Consider the following 13,282-nt stretch of genomic DNA (forward strand, 5'->3'; position numbering starts at 1 on the left):
GCGCCGCGCGGCCCGGGGGGTCCTCGGCTGGGGGTCGCGCTGACGGCCGTTCCGGCGGCGGTGGCCGCGCTCGGGCCGGCGCTGGGTCCGGTGCGCGTCCCGGCGGAGGCCGCGGCGGCGGGGGCGGGGGTGCTCGGGGCGGTCCTGGCGGCCGGGGACCCGCCGGTGCTGGCGCTGGTGCTCGCGCTGGGCGGGACGCTCTGCGCGGCGGGGGCCCTGCGGGCCGACCGGCGGTGGCTGGGCCGGGCGGCGGGGGCGCTGGGCGTGGCGGCCGTCTGGGTGCGGCTGGCGGCGTCGGGGGTGGCGGTGCCCGAGGCGTACGCGCTGCCGGCGTCGGCGGCGGCCCTGGCGGTGGGGCTGCTGCGGCGCCGCCGGGACCCGGGGGCCTCGTCCTGGGCGGCGTACGGGCCGGGGCTGGGGGCGGCGCTGCTGCCGAGCCTGGTGTCCCTCTGGGGGGACCCGTACTGGCCGCGCCCGCTGCTGCTGGGGCTGGGGGCGCTCGCGGTGACGCTGGCGGGTGCGCACCGGCGGCTGCAGGCGCCGTTGCTGCTGGGCGGGATCGCCCTGGCGGGGGTGGCGGTGCACGAGCTGGCCCCGTACGTGGTGCAGGTGGCGGGTCTGCTGCCGCGCTGGGTGCCGCCGGCGCTCGCGGGGTTGCTGCTGCTGGCGGTGGGTGCGACGTACGAGCGGCGGCTGCGGGAGGCCCGCAGGCTCCGCGAGGCCTTCGGCCGGCTGCGCTGAGGGGCCGGGAACGGCAGAGGCCCCGGAGATTCTCGCGAATCTCCGGGGCCTCTGCTCCGGGTGGGCGATACTGGGATCGAACCAGTGACCCCTTCGGTGTGAACGAAGTGCTCTCCCGCTGAGCTAATCGCCCGGGCACACCGCAAACATTACCGCATGTCAGCGGTGCTCCATGACCACGTCCGGACGATCACTGGTCCTTGAGGTTCCACGGCAGTGTGAGGCCGTACTTCCACAGGTAGAAGCCGACCAGCGCGCCCGCGATGACCAGCCCCACGCCGGTGAGGATGATGTTGCGGCGCCGGACCTTCGGGTCGAGGGCCTTCTGCGCGGCCTCGGTGACCTTCCGCTTGGTCCAGCGCAGGACGAGGTGGGCCCACGCGAACTCGGTGGCCCAGATCGCCAGGCCGGCGAAGATCGCGACCCAGCCCGGTCCCGGCAGGACGAGCATCGCGATGCCGGCGCCGATGACGACCAGGCCGACGACGAAGACGCCGACCTGCCAGCTCAGGTGCAGGCTGCGGTTCGCCTTGACGAAGGCGGGCGCCTTCGAGACGTGCGGCGCTTCCTCGGCGGCCGTCTCGCCCGTAGCGGATTCGTTGATTCCGCGGTCACTCCCCGTATCCATGGCGCCGAATCTACCGGAGCCGGAAGCACACGTGAATGCCGCTTTGGATCCGCCGTCCGAGGGACCCAGAGGTCCGCAAAACGGTCAGAGGGGTTTACAACGGCACCGTAGGTGGCATGTCGATTTCGCCGACGTGCGAATCCCCGAGCGCACACTGAGCGAAAGGCCCTGGCGCTTATGAACACCACGGTCAGCTGCGAGCTGCACCTGCGCCTCGTTGTGTCGAGCGAGTCCTCACTGCCTGTTCCGGCGGGCCTGCGGTATGACACGGCCGATCCCTACGCCGTGCACGCCACCTTCCACACCGGCGCCGAGGAGACGGTCGAGTGGGTGTTCGCCCGCGACCTCCTCGCCGAGGGCCTCCACCGGCCTACCGGTACCGGCGACGTCCGCGTCTGGCCGTCCCGCAGCCACGGTCAGGGCGTCGTCTGCATCGCCCTGAGCTCACCGGAGGGAGAAGCGCTGCTGGAAGCACCCGCCCGAGCCCTCGAGTCGTTCCTGAAGCGCACGGATGCCGCGGTCCCGCCCGGGACCGAGCACCGGCACTTCGACCTCGACAAAGAGCTCTCCCACATCCTGGCCGAAAGCTGAGCCAGGCCCCCAGCCGCCCGGCACCGTCCGACTCGGGGCGACGGTGCCGCACGGACAACCCCATACGGCAGTGACGGCGCTGCCCCCGCGGGAGCCACCCGCGGGGCGGCGCCGCTGCGCTGTCCGGGCGTCCTGTTGACGCCAACCGCTAGAGTCGGCCCCCAGCGGCGGCAGCGGCCCGTCGCCGCCAGGCCCGCCTCCAGGGAGCGACCCCGTGCAGATCCCCCACGACACCCGTCGCGCGCTCGACGTCGTCGTCGCGCTGGTCAACACAGAGGCCGAGCCCGGCCGGCCCGACGGGCTGGCGGACGTCGCCGCCCTGCGCGGCTTCGTCAAGGAGCACGCGATCAGCGACGTCGGCGAGCTCACCGCCCGCGACCTCGCCGGGGTCCGGACGGTGCGGGGCAAGTTCGCCCAGGTCTTCGCCGCGCCGAACCCCCGCGCGGCGTCCGTGCTGATCAACGAACTCGTGGCCACCGCCGGCACCACCCCCCAGCTGACCGACCACGACGGCTACGACTGGCACGTGCACTACTTCGCGCCGGGCGCCTCGGTGGGCGACCACCTCGCGGCCGACGGCGGCATGGCGCTCGCCTTCATCGTGGTCTCCGGCGAGCAGGAGCGGCTGCGCCGCTGCGAGGCCCCGGACTGCGGGCGCGCCTTCGTCGACCTCTCCCGCAACCGCTCGCGCCGCTATTGCGACAGTCGCACCTGCGGGAACCGGCTGCACGTGGCCGCGTACCGGGCGCGCCGCAAGGGGGCCGACGGCCAGCCGGAGCAGGCGTCAGAGCAGGTAGAGGTCGTGCACGGCGGCGAGCAGCAGAAGTAGCCCGATCACCGCCAGGAAGATCATCAACGGGGGCTGGGAGAGGGCGAAGAGACAGCCGCGCGGTTCGGGGGGACCGACGGGCGCGGGGGACTGGGCGACGGGGGCCTCTGGCACGTGGACGGGAGCCGGCGGCTCACCCTGGGATGTGTCGAGCATGTCGGGGCGATGATCGCTCAGGGCGACCCCCTGACGCCCTCAACACGCCATCCATCACGCGGTAGTTGGCCGTCTCTCCCCACTTCGGGTGGTTTCCCCCGGCTTCTCCCGCGCGAAGCCGGCGGTATGCGCTAGGGGGCCCATCCCCGGCCTAGATGCCGTGCTTCTTGAGGATGGCCTCGATGTCGGAGAAGTCCTCCGCCGGGGCGCCCTGCGGCTTCGGGGACGGGCCGGCGGTGGCGCCTCCGAGGGCGGGGGCGGAGGCGGCCGGGGCGACGGCCTCGCGGGGCTTCGGGGCCCCTCCCGCGCCGCGCCGCTCCAGCGCCCGGGTGGCCAGGAACAGCACCCAGGCCACGGCCAGCAGCCCGAAGCCGATCCACACGGTCGGCCGGAAGACGATCCCGGACAGCCACTGGACCACCCCGGTGAGCACCAGGCCGACCGGCACCAGCGCGTACGCGGTGATCCGCACGGCCCTCAGGAACCGCCTGCGGTACGCGGTCACGGCGGCGATGCCCAGGCCCGCCGCTGACACCGCGGAACAAATGGTCTCGGCGAGCATTGCGGTCCTCCGGCGGGCTGCGGTGGGCGTTCTGTCCCTTCCATCCTGCACCGGGCGCCTGCGCCACGGCCATGCCCGCGGGCCCGCCCGGCCCGATCTCCGGGACATCTCGGGGTCGGATCTCCTCCCCCGGTGCCGCCCGGGTGGTCTGGGAGACTGTCCGCATGACCGATTCCGTGATCCTCGACGTCTGGTGCGAACTCCAGTGCCCGGACTGCCACAGCGCTCTGGACGACGTGCGCGCCCTGCGGGCCCGCTACGGCGACCGGCTGGACATCCGGCTGCGCCACTTCCCGCTGGAGAAGCACAAGCACGCCTTCGCCGCCGCGCAGGCCGCCGAGGAGGCCCTGGAGCAGGGCCAGGGCTGGCCGTACGCGGAGGCGGTCCTCGCCAGGACGGCCGAGCTCGGTGAGCGCGGCGAGGCCGTACTGCTCGACGTGGCCCGCGAACTGGGCCTGGACGCCGAGGAGTTCGACACGGCCCTGATCGACGGCCGGCACATCCTGATCGTCGACGCCGACCAGGCCGAGGGCAAGGCCATCGGCGTGACCGGCACCCCGACCTACGTGATCGACGGCGAGCGCCTCGACGGCGGCAAGAGCCAGGAGGGCCTGCGCGCCCGGATCGAGGAGATCGCCGACCGGCTGCTCGCCGACGGCTGACTCAGAGCAGTTCCTTGGCGTAGTTGACCTGCGTGGTCCGGTAGCCGAGGGACTCGTACAGCCGCAGGGCCGGGGCGTTGTCGGCGAACACGTGCAGCGCCAGCAGGCGGTGGCCCTGCGCGATCGCCGTGCGCTCCGCGAGGAGCATCAGGTCCCGGCCGTGGCCGCGCCCCCGGTACTCCTCGGCGACCGCGACGTCGTACACGTACGCCCCCGCGCCCTCCTCCCCGGACCGCGCGAGCCACACGTACCCGACCGCGGTCCCGGCCGCCTCCAGTACCGCGAAGGTGACGCCGGGGGTGTCCAGGCCCTGCGGGAGCTGCGCGTCGTGGTCCGCCTCCGACTTGGCCCGCGCGGCCTCCGGGTCCATCCCCCGGGCCGTCCAGCTCGCCGCGTACTCCTCGCGGGCCCGGACGTCCCACGCCGCGTACTCGCCCGGGGTCATCGGCCGGCCCCGCACCCCCTCGGAGAGGGCCGGCGGGTCCTGCGGGAGCTCCTTGGCCATGTTCCGGCCCGATTCCGCGTACCCGAGGGCCGCCGCGAGCCGCAGGCCGCCCGGGGAGTCGGCGGGGACGGAGATCCGCACCCGGTGGCAGCCCCAGCCGCGCAGCACCTCCTCTGCGGCCAGCGCGGCGACCGTGGCCCGGCCGCGGCGGCGGTCCGGCTCGTCCACGGCCAGGTCGCGGATCTCGCCCACCGTCGGCCCGAAGGGCGTGTCGGCGGCGATCAGGAGCGCCCCGACGCGCCGGCTGTTGACGCGGACCTCGTACGGGCGCGAGCGCCCGCCGCCCCCGCTCTGCTGAAGCGGCCCGCTCGGCCGCAGGGTGGTGGTCATCCGTCGAGTTCTACCCGCCCTGCGGCGCCGCCACCACGGTGCGGGGGCCTCAGGGGTCGATGCCGGACGCGGCGCGCTCCTCGAAGACCCGCATGGCCTTGGCGGTGACCGGGCCGGGGGCGGCGGCCAGGGTGCGGCCGTCGACGCGGTGGACGGCCTGGACGTCGCGCAGGGTGGAGGTCAGGAAGACCTCCTCGGCCCGCTCCAGGACGTCGAGGGGCAGGTCGCCCTCGCGGGCACCGGTCCATTCGACGGCGAGGGCCCGGGTGATGCCGGCGAGGCAGCCGGAGGCCACCGGCGGGGTGTGCAGTTCGCCGTCGAGGACGACGAAGACGTTGGAGCCGGTGCCCTCGCAGAGCTGCCCGAGGGTGTTGGCGAAGAGGGCCTCGGAAGCCCCGTCCCGGTGGGCGCGGGCGAGGGCGACCACGTTCTCCGCGTACGAGGTGGTCTTCAGGCCGGCCAGCGGGGAGCGCTCGTTGCGCACCCAGGGGACGGTGATCACGGCCGTGGTGTCGGGGCGGCGGGCGGTCGGACCCATGGCGACGACCAGGGTGGGCCCGGTCTCGCCGCGGTCGGAGCCGAGCGGGGAGAGGCCGCCGGTGTAGGTGATCCGCAGCCGGCCGAGCGGCATCGGGTTGGCCTCCAGGACGGCGGCGCAGGCCCGGCGGACCTCGTCGAGGTCGGGGTCGGGCAGGCCCAGGCCGCGGGCGGAGCGGGTGAGCCGCTCCAGGTGCCGGGTGAGGGCGAAGAGGGTGCCGTCCTGCGCCTTGAGGGTCTCGAAGACCCCGTCGCCCACGGTCAGCCCGTGGTCGAGGACGGACACCTTCGCCTCGTCGGCGTCCCGCAGCGTTCCGTCGAGCCAGATCCTCACCGTACGGTTCCTCCACTCAGGTCGTGCGTCGTCTCGTGCGCCGTCCCGTGCGCTCCCGGCGCGGGCCCGTCCGAGGCCAGCGCGAGCAGCCGGGCCGCCTTCAGCTCGGTCTCGGCCCACTCCCGCTCGGGGTCGGAGCCCCAGGTGATCCCGGCGCCGGTGCCGAAGCTCAGGCGGGGGCCGCCGGGGGCCTCGCGGTCGATCCAGAAGGTGCGGATGCCGACGGCGAGGGCGGCGGTGCCCCGGTCGGCGTCGACCCAGCCGATACCCCCACAGTAGGGGCCGCGCGGGGCGGTCTCCAGCTCCTCGATGATCCGCAGGGCGGAGGACTTGGGGGCGCCGGTGACGGAACCCGGCGGGAAGGTGGCGGCCAGCAGCTCGGGCCAGCCCGCGCCCTCGGCCAGCTCGCCGCCGACCGTGGAGACCAGGTGGACCAGGCCGGGGTGCTCCTCCAGGGCGCACAGCTGGGGCACGGTGACCGAGCCGGTGGCGCAGACGCGGCCCAGGTCGTTGCGGACGAGGTCCACGATCATCACGTTCTCGGCGTGGTCCTTGGGGAGCAGGTCGGCGGCGGTGCGGCCGGTGCCCTTGATCGGTCCGGACTCCACGCGGCGGCCGGCCCGGCGCAGGTACAGCTCCGGGGAGGCGGTGGCGATCTCGACGCCGTGGGCGCGGAGCCGAATCGTTCCTGCGTAGGGGGCGGGGTTGCCGCGCGCGAGGAGGGCGGTGAGGGCGTCCACGTCGGCGGCGGCCGGATCGGGCAGCGGCGCGGAGACCACGCGGCAGAGGTTGGCCTGGTAGACCTCCCCCGCCGCGATGTACTCGCGGATCCGGCGGACGCCCGCGACGTACGCGGAGCGGTCGAGGGAGGAGGACCAGCGGTCGGCGGCGCGTCCCCGCAAGGCGCCCTCTACGGGCGCGGTCACGGGGTCGGGGCGTATGTCCCCGAAGCGCGCGCAGACCAGCCGGCCTTCGAAGTCCGCGCTCACCACCCAGAACCCGGTGGAGTCGAGGGCCGAGGGATCGCTGGTGACGTCTCGGAGTTCGGTCGCGAGGAGGCCGCCGAAGCGGGCCAGGGGAGGCAGGTCGTGCACGGCTGCGAGTCTATGACCGGTGGCGCGATGCCGCCGGTGAGGTGACCGGCGGGTGACCTCCGGTGATCGGGTCGGCGGCACGTCGGCAGCACGCTGCGGAAACGCGTTTTTGAGCTGGCCCGGGAATCCGCTAGAGTTCAACACGTCGCCAGGGAGCGCCGGGGAAAAACCCGGAGCGAACACGGTGACACTGCGGACGTAGCTCAGTTGGTAGAGCACCACCTTGCCAAGGTGGATGTCGCGAGTTCGAGTCTCGTCGTCCGCTCTGAGTGGGGGATCTTCCCGAGACCCCGCACACTCCGAGGTGGAGTGGCCGAGAGGCGAGGCAACGGCCTGCAAAGCCGTCTACACGGGTTCAAATCCCGTCTCCACCTCCAAGGACGATTAGCTCAGCGGGAGAGCGCTTCCCTGACACGGAAGAGGTCACTGGTTCAATCCCAGTATCGTCCACTGGTCCGAAAGGGCCTGGTCCGCAAGGATCCCCGCGCGATTAGCTCAGCGGGAGAGCGCTTCCCTGACACGGAAGAGGTCACTGGTTCAATCCCAGTATCGCGCACGCAGTACCAGCAGCACCCTGTTTGACCTGCGGTTCCTTACCGTAGCCCGCGCGATTAGCTCAGCGGGAGAGCGCTTCCCTGACACGGAAGAGGTCACTGGTTCAATCCCAGTATCGCGCACAGCAACCGGAAGCCCCGGCCGTCTCGACGGCCGGGGCTTCCGCGCGTGTGTGCCTGGTGAGCGGGGTGAAAAAGGGTGTTGCCCGTCCGGCTCCCCAGCCGTACGGGCAACACCCTTCAACTGCCGTCCGCCGTTCCCCCGTCCCCACGGGGTTCGACGGGCCGATGTCCCGGCCCGGGCCGCTCTCCCAGGCCCGGGGCGCCGCTCAGCGCCCCAGCATCACGCCCACGGACGACGCCTGTGCCGCCACCTGATCGAATCCTCCGAAGAGGAAGAGCAGGAGGGCGGCCAGGGGGAGGACCATGGCCGCGGCCACCAGCGGGTGGCGCGTACCGGACTCATGGCGGTCGAACGCGAAGATCCTGCGTCCTTGCCGTGCGATGTCCGCCATGGTCCTCTCCCTGTCGTCTGGCAGCGGCGGGCTTGTGACCTCGGGGGACGAGTGCTCCACCCGCCGCTTGTCTTCAACACTAGGTGTCCGGAAGGCTCCTGGCCTCATGCCCTCGTACCCATTGCCGGGCCTCCAGGAGGATGAGGCGGCCACCCCCGGACTACTCCCCTGGGTGGAGATCCCTCCCCCGCGGTGCGGGTCTTCCCGGAGGGGTTGTCCGGAGGGTAGTGACTTCGCTCACTTGCGTCACTCTCCGCGCACGCGTGTCCTCGTTCGGGGTGTTGACGGCCCTCGTCGCGCCCCACCGCCCCGCTCCCCCGGTCCCGGCCTGCCGGAGCGGGTGCGGGAAGGCCAATCCCCTTGATCCGAAGGGCCTTTGGGAGTGCGGGGCACAGTCCCCCGAACGGGGGGCGCCGCGTCCGACACACCCTCAAGTGGCCTGCGCCGCACTGAGGATCGAATGCTCCGCGGAGGGCGCGGCCTCTGAGCGCTGGTGCCGGATGGTCCGTAAGCTGTGCCAGGTCAGCAAGGCGACCGTCAGCGGGGTGGACATGGCGATGATGCGGCTCCGGCGCGAGGACCCGCGTGTCGTCGGCTCCTTCAGACTGCACCGGCGGCTCGGCGCCGGCGGCATGGGCGTCGTCTACCTGGGCTCCGACCGGCGCGGGCAGCGCGTCGCCCTGAAGGTGATCCGGCCCGACCTGGCCGAGGACCAGGAGTTCCGCTCCCGGTTCGCCCGCGAGGTGTCCGCCGCCCGGCGGATCCGCGGCGGGTGCACGGCCCGGCTGGTGGCCGCGGACCTGGAGGCCGAGCGGCCCTGGTTCGCCACCCAGTACGTGCCCGGCCCGTCGCTGCACGACAAGGTGGCCGAGGAGGGCCCCCTGACGGCCGCGCAGATCGCCGCCGTCGGCGCGGCCCTGTCCGAGGGGCTGGTCGCCGTCCACGAGGCCGGGGTCGTCCACCGCGACCTGAAACCGTCGAACATCCTGCTGTCGCCCAAGGGGCCGCGGATCATCGACTTCGGCATCGCCTGGGCCACGGGTGCGAGCACCCTGACCCACGTCGGCACCGCCGTCGGCTCCCCCGGTTTCCTGGCGCCCGAGCAGGTGCGCGGCGCCGCCGTCACCCCGGCCACGGACGTGTTCTCCCTCGGCGCCACCCTCGCCTACGCCGCGATGGGCGACTCCCCCTTCGGGCACGGCAGTTCCGAGGTCATGCTGTACCGGGTCGTGCACGAGGAGCCGCACCTGGTCGGCGTCCCGGACGCGCTGGCCCCGCTGGTGCGGGCCTGCCTGGCCAAGGACCCCGAGGAACGGCCGAGCACCCTGCAGCTGTCGATGCGGCTCAAGGAGATCGCCGCCCGCGAGGCGCAGGGGCTGGGCGACGGCCGCCCGCCGGTCCAGCGGGCCCGCGTCGAGCGTCCCAGCGGTCGGCTGCCCGAGCGGACCGCCGGGTACGCGGGGCAGGACACCGAGCGGCGTACCGGGGGCGGCGGCCGGACCGCCCCCGAGCGTGCGGGCGAGCGTCCCCCGGGCGCCACCCCCGCCCCGCGGCCGCAGGGGCCGCACAGCGGGGCGCGCCCGCGCCCGTCGGGCTCCCGCCCTCCCGGGTCGACCGCGGGGCGCACGGGGGGCCGTACGGGCCCGCGCACGGGGCCCCGCACCACGGGCACCGGGCGGCGGCCTTCGCGGCCGGACCCGAAGCTGATGCGGCAGCGGCTGATCGTGTTCGTGGTCGTCACCCTGCTGGTGGCCCTCGGGATCGCGCTCGCGCAGCGGCTCTGACCGAACGCACAGGGGCGCCCCGCCCGGTGGTCCCCGGGGTTTCAGCTCAGCTGGTCGCGCACGAGATCGAGGAACGCCTTCCGGCTCGGACGGATGTGCGCCCAGACCTTCTCGTCCTGAGGCTCTCCCCGGTCTTCGGGGCCCTTCCTGATCACCTCTTGTACGGCCCACGCGAGGCTGTGTGCCGCTTCGCCGACCTCGGCCGTGCACAGCACGTGGATCGTCTTCTGCACCACCCACATCCTGTCGAGGACCTGCCTCGCCCGGGCCTGCCACTGCTCGTCGGCCAGGTTGTGGTGATGCCGGTCCACCGCGACCCGTTCGGCTTCCTGCACCGCGGACAGGAAATCGACGAGGTGGGTGAGACGCTCGCTGCGGCGCGCCTCGGCGAGTTCACGCACACTGCGGCGCGCCTCGCCGCGTTCCACGGCGCGTCCTGCCGAGCGCTGGGCCAGCATCGACATCAACCCGCCGAGCAGGACGCCGACGAGCGGCGCAAGCGTTGTCCACACAACGTCCGACTATGACACACCGATGGCATGAGCATGGCGCGGGCTTCGGCGATCCCGGGCCGGCCCGGGACACGCAGCCGGTACGGCGGCCGCGCCTTCGAGGACGTCGCCGTCCGCGTCGCCCATGACGCGTCTGGTCGCCCATGACGCATCTGGTCGCCCATGACGCGTCTAGTCGCCCATGACTCCTCTAGGCCCGGCCGCCGCCGCTGCCGGCCACCGCGTAGAAGGCCACCGCCGCGGCCGCGCCCACGTTCAGCGAGTCCACGCCGTGCGCCATGGGGATGCGGACCCACTCGTCGGCGGCGACGAGCGCCTGCGTCGACAGGCCGTCGCCCTCGGCGCCCAGCATCAGCGCCACCCGCTCCAGGGTGTGCGGCGCCGCCACGTCGATCGGCGAGGCCTTCTCGTGCGGGGTGAGGGCGAGGAGCTTGAAGCCCGCCTCGCGGACCGTGTCCAGGCTCTTGGGCCAGGCCTCCAGGCGGGCGTAGGGGACGGAGAACACCGCGCCCATCGACACCTTCACCGAGCGCCGGTACAGCGGGTCCGCGCAGTCCGGGGAGAGCAGGACGGCGTCCATGCCCAGGGCGGCGGCGCTGCGGAAGATGGCCCCGATGTTGGTGTGGTCGTTCACCGCCTCCATGACGGCCACCCGGCGGGCCGAGGCGAGCAGCTCCGGGGCCGTGGGCAGCGGCTTGCGCTGCATCGAGGCCAGGGCGCCGCGGTGCACGTGGTAGCCGGTGACGCGCTCGGCGAGGTCCGGGCTGACGGCGTAGACCGGGGCCGGGATCTCGTCGATGACGTCGCGCATCACGTCCACCCACTTGGCGGAGAGCAGCATCGAGCGCATCTCGTACCCGGCGTCCTTGGCCCGCCGGATGACCTTCTCGCCCTCGGCGATGAACAGGCCCTCGGCGGGCTCTCTGCGCCGGCGCAGCTCGACGTCGGTCAGGCCCGTGTAGTCGCGCAGGCGGGGGTCGTCGGGGTCTTCGATGGTGATGAGATCAGCCACAGGGTGATACTGCCTTGTCCTGGGTGTGGTGCCAACGGGTCGTCAGGCGCCGTTGGCGGGGGGCTCGGGGAGGTCGCCGGGCGGGTTCACGCGGACGACCTCGCCGATGACGATGACCGCCGGCGGGCGGACCTCCTCGGCGCGGACGGTCTCGCCGACCGTGGCCAGGGTGGCGTCCACCCGGCGCTGGGTGGCGGTGGTGCCCTCCTGGACGACCGCGACCGGGGTGTCGGCGGAGCGGCCGTGCTTGACCAGGGCCTCGGCGATCAGCCCGATCTTGTCGACGCCCATCAGGATGACGAGGGTGCCGGTGAGCTTGGCCAGCGCGGCCCAGTCGACGAGGGAGCGCGGGTCGTCGGGGCCGACGTGGCCGCTGACCACGGTGAACTCGTGCGCCACGCCGCGGTGGGTGACGGGGATCCCGGCCGCGCTCGGCACGGAGATGGAGCTGGAGATGCCCGGGACGACCGTGCAGGGGATGCCGTGCTCGGCGAGGGCCTGGAGCTCCTCCATGCCGCGGCCGAAGACGTACGGGTCGCCGCCCTTGAGCCGGACGACGGCCTTGCCGGCCTTGGCGTGCTCGATGAGGGCGTTGTTGATGGCCTCCTGGGCCATGAAGCGGCCGTACGGGATCTTCGCGGCGTCGATGACCTCGACGTGCGGCGGGAGCTCGTCGAGGAGGTCGCGGGGGCCGAGCCGGTCGGCGATGACGACGTCGGCCTCGGCGAGCAGGCGCCGGCCGCGCACGGTGATCAGGTCCGGGTCGCCCGGGCCGCCGCCGACGAGGGCCACGCCGGGGGTGTGCGGGCGGGCGGCGGTGAGGGAGCCGTCGCGCAGCCCCTCGACGACCGCGTCGCGGACGGCGGCGGAGCGGCGCGGGTCGTTCCCGCTGAGCACGGCCACGGTGACGCCCTCGACCCGGCCGGTCGCCGGGGTCCAGGCGGTCGCCGCCTCGGCGTCGTCGGCGCGCACGCACCAGACCCGCCTGGCCTCGGCCTCGGCGGAGGCGGCGTCGTTGGCGGCCCGGTCCCGGGTGGCGATCAGGGCGTACCAGGCACCGTCGAGGTCACCGTCCTGGTAGCGGCGGCGCTCCCAGCGGATCTCCCCGGTCTCGGCCATCGCGTCCACGGAGGGGGTGGCGGAGGGGGACACCAGCAGGACGTCCGCACCGGCGGCGACGAGGGCGGGCAGGCGGCGCTGGGCGACCTGGCCGCCGCCGATGACGACGACGCGGCGCCCGGTCAGGCGCAGTCCTACGGGGTAGGCGGGGTGTGCCGGGTTTCCCATGGCGGTTGCGGCTCCTGATGCGGCGGGTGTGTTCGGCGGGGCCGCTGCTGCGCTGGAGCGGCTGACGGACCGTGCGGGCGCCCGTCCGCCACCACGATACGACCCATAGCCGCTGGTGGTACCTGCGGGGGCGAAGTTCGGCGGGGTGGTGGGGGGTGCGTTTTCACGTCGGCACGGGGGGCGGGTGGGTGCGGCGCGGCGGGGTGCGGGTGTCGTCTCGCGGTGCGGGCCCGCCATCTCCCCCGCGAGGGGTCGGGGGCCGGCCGGTGGCTGCCCACCCGCCGCCCCGGGTGCGGGGCGGGTGGTGGGGACGGAGTCCCGGCGGGCGGGGGCGGGACAGCCGGGCGGGACGAGGAGGGGCGGGGTCCCACTCAGCGGTCTCGGGGAGGGTTGGGGGTTTCCCGCCAGTCTCATCGTCCTTCCGCGTCGGGCCGGCCTGTCAAGAGCGCTCCTTCGTCGCGTCGCTACGCGATGTCGCTGCGCTCCACTCTTGACAGCCCGTCCCGCCACGAAAAGCCGAAGACTGCCGGGAAACCCCCAAAGGAACGGGACGGACCGGAGATGGACATGCAGCGGGATCAGCGACCAGCCGGGCGGTCGGGGGCCGGCAGGCCGGGCATCCGGGCTGCCATCGGCAGCAATCGGAGCT

Annotated in this window: 15 protein-coding genes and 6 tRNA genes; 10 read left to right on the top strand and 11 right to left on the bottom strand. The window is 73.8% G+C overall.

What is annotated here, in order from left to right:
• Positions 1-741 (top strand): SCO7613 C-terminal domain-containing membrane protein (locus tag ACFVXK_RS08135; protein ID WP_389610694.1); only part of this gene is annotated, 741 nt, incomplete at its 5' end.
• Between the two features lie 61 nt (positions 742-802).
• Here ACFVXK_RS08135 and ACFVXK_RS08140 read toward each other — a convergent pair.
• Positions 803-874 (bottom strand) — tRNA-Val (locus ACFVXK_RS08140).
• A gap of 57 nt (positions 875-931) precedes the next feature.
• Positions 932-1,369: a TIGR02611 family protein gene (locus ACFVXK_RS08145; protein ID WP_389610695.1), complete on the bottom strand. Its 438-nt coding sequence runs from the start codon at positions 1,367-1,369 to the stop codon at positions 932-934.
• Positions 1,370-1,546: 177 nt separating this feature from the next.
• Between ACFVXK_RS08145 and ACFVXK_RS08150 the strand changes: the two genes are divergently transcribed.
• Together ACFVXK_RS08150 and ACFVXK_RS08155 are read left to right on the top strand one after the other, a co-directional pair.
• Positions 1,547-1,960 carry an SsgA family sporulation/cell division regulator gene (locus ACFVXK_RS08150; protein ID WP_030011909.1) on the top strand — a complete coding sequence of 138 codons (414 nt, stop codon included), beginning with the start codon at positions 1,547-1,549 and terminating at the stop codon, positions 1,958-1,960.
• Positions 1,961-2,174: 214 nt separating this feature from the next.
• Positions 2,175-2,789 (top strand): CGNR zinc finger domain-containing protein, encoded by a 615-nt coding sequence (locus ACFVXK_RS08155; protein WP_389610696.1) that lies wholly within the window; start codon positions 2,175-2,177, stop codon positions 2,787-2,789.
• Here the strand turns inward: ACFVXK_RS08155 and ACFVXK_RS08160 are convergent.
• On the bottom strand, positions 2,745-2,945 hold the full coding sequence (locus tag ACFVXK_RS08160) for a hypothetical protein (RefSeq protein ID WP_389610697.1): 201 nt from the start codon (positions 2,943-2,945) through the stop codon (positions 2,745-2,747). The genes ACFVXK_RS08155 and ACFVXK_RS08160 overlap by 45 nt on opposite strands.
• A gap of 151 nt (positions 2,946-3,096) precedes the next feature.
• Positions 3,097-3,507 (bottom strand): hypothetical protein, encoded by a 411-nt coding sequence (locus tag ACFVXK_RS08165; protein ID WP_389610698.1) that lies wholly within the window; start codon positions 3,505-3,507, stop codon positions 3,097-3,099.
• Between the two features lie 164 nt (positions 3,508-3,671).
• Between ACFVXK_RS08165 and ACFVXK_RS08170 the strand changes: the two genes are divergently transcribed.
• Positions 3,672-4,169, top strand: coding sequence for a DsbA family protein (locus tag ACFVXK_RS08170; RefSeq protein WP_389610699.1), 498 nt, complete (start codon positions 3,672-3,674; stop codon positions 4,167-4,169).
• A gap of 1 nt (position 4,170) precedes the next feature.
• On the opposite strand, the gene ACFVXK_RS08175 is transcribed toward ACFVXK_RS08170, so the two are convergent.
• From ACFVXK_RS08175 to ACFVXK_RS08185, 3 genes are read right to left on the bottom strand one after another with little or no spacing between them, the layout of a single operon-like run.
• Positions 4,171-5,004 (bottom strand): GNAT family N-acetyltransferase, encoded by an 834-nt coding sequence (locus ACFVXK_RS08175; protein ID WP_389610700.1) that lies wholly within the window; start codon positions 5,002-5,004, stop codon positions 4,171-4,173.
• A gap of 49 nt (positions 5,005-5,053) precedes the next feature.
• Positions 5,054-5,875, bottom strand: a complete 822-nt coding sequence (locus tag ACFVXK_RS08180) for an aminotransferase class IV (RefSeq protein WP_389610701.1) — start codon at positions 5,873-5,875, stop codon at positions 5,054-5,056.
• Entirely contained in the window at positions 5,872-6,969 is a 1,098-nt protein-coding gene (locus tag ACFVXK_RS08185; RefSeq protein WP_389610702.1) for a chorismate-binding protein, read from the bottom strand. The genes ACFVXK_RS08180 and ACFVXK_RS08185 overlap by 4 nt, the downstream gene beginning before the upstream one ends.
• Before the next feature lie 192 nt (positions 6,970-7,161).
• On the opposite strand from ACFVXK_RS08185, the gene ACFVXK_RS08190 reads away from it, so the two are divergent.
• From ACFVXK_RS08190 to ACFVXK_RS08210, 5 genes are all read left to right on the top strand, one after another.
• Positions 7,162-7,234, top strand: a tRNA-Gly gene (locus tag ACFVXK_RS08190).
• A 38-nt stretch (positions 7,235-7,272) separates the two neighbouring features.
• Positions 7,273-7,346: transfer RNA gene (locus ACFVXK_RS08195), tRNA-Cys, on the top strand.
• A 1-nt stretch (position 7,347) separates the two neighbouring features.
• Positions 7,348-7,419, top strand: a tRNA-Val gene (locus ACFVXK_RS08200).
• A 34-nt stretch (positions 7,420-7,453) separates the two neighbouring features.
• Positions 7,454-7,525, top strand: a tRNA-Val gene (locus tag ACFVXK_RS08205).
• A gap of 49 nt (positions 7,526-7,574) precedes the next feature.
• Positions 7,575-7,646 (top strand) — tRNA-Val (locus ACFVXK_RS08210).
• 206 nt (positions 7,647-7,852) lie between these two features.
• Here ACFVXK_RS08210 and ACFVXK_RS08215 read toward each other — a convergent pair.
• Positions 7,853-8,062: a hypothetical protein gene (locus tag ACFVXK_RS08215; RefSeq protein WP_389610745.1), complete on the bottom strand. Its 210-nt coding sequence runs from the start codon at positions 8,060-8,062 to the stop codon at positions 7,853-7,855.
• Between the two features lie 527 nt (positions 8,063-8,589).
• Between ACFVXK_RS08215 and ACFVXK_RS08220 the strand changes: the two genes are divergently transcribed.
• Positions 8,590-9,822, top strand: coding sequence for a protein kinase (locus tag ACFVXK_RS08220; protein ID WP_389610746.1), 1,233 nt, complete (start codon positions 8,590-8,592; stop codon positions 9,820-9,822).
• A gap of 41 nt (positions 9,823-9,863) precedes the next feature.
• Here ACFVXK_RS08220 and ACFVXK_RS08225 read toward each other — a convergent pair whose 3' ends face one another.
• From ACFVXK_RS08225 to cobA, 3 genes are all read right to left on the bottom strand, one after another.
• Positions 9,864-10,334: a hypothetical protein gene (locus tag ACFVXK_RS08225; RefSeq protein ID WP_389610703.1), complete on the bottom strand. Its 471-nt coding sequence runs from the start codon at positions 10,332-10,334 to the stop codon at positions 9,864-9,866.
• Between the two features lie 190 nt (positions 10,335-10,524).
• Positions 10,525-11,346, bottom strand: coding sequence for a TrmH family RNA methyltransferase (locus ACFVXK_RS08230; RefSeq protein WP_389610704.1), 822 nt, complete (start codon positions 11,344-11,346; stop codon positions 10,525-10,527).
• Between the two features lie 42 nt (positions 11,347-11,388).
• On the bottom strand, positions 11,389-12,633 hold the full coding sequence (gene cobA / locus ACFVXK_RS08235; protein WP_389610705.1) for a uroporphyrinogen-III C-methyltransferase: 1,245 nt from the start codon (positions 12,631-12,633) through the stop codon (positions 11,389-11,391).
• Positions 12,634-13,282 lie beyond the last annotated feature (649 nt).

The sequence above is a fragment of the Streptomyces sp. NPDC058157 genome, from assembly GCF_042884105.1.
Lineage (GTDB): Bacteria > Actinomycetota > Actinomycetes > Streptomycetales > Streptomycetaceae > Streptomyces.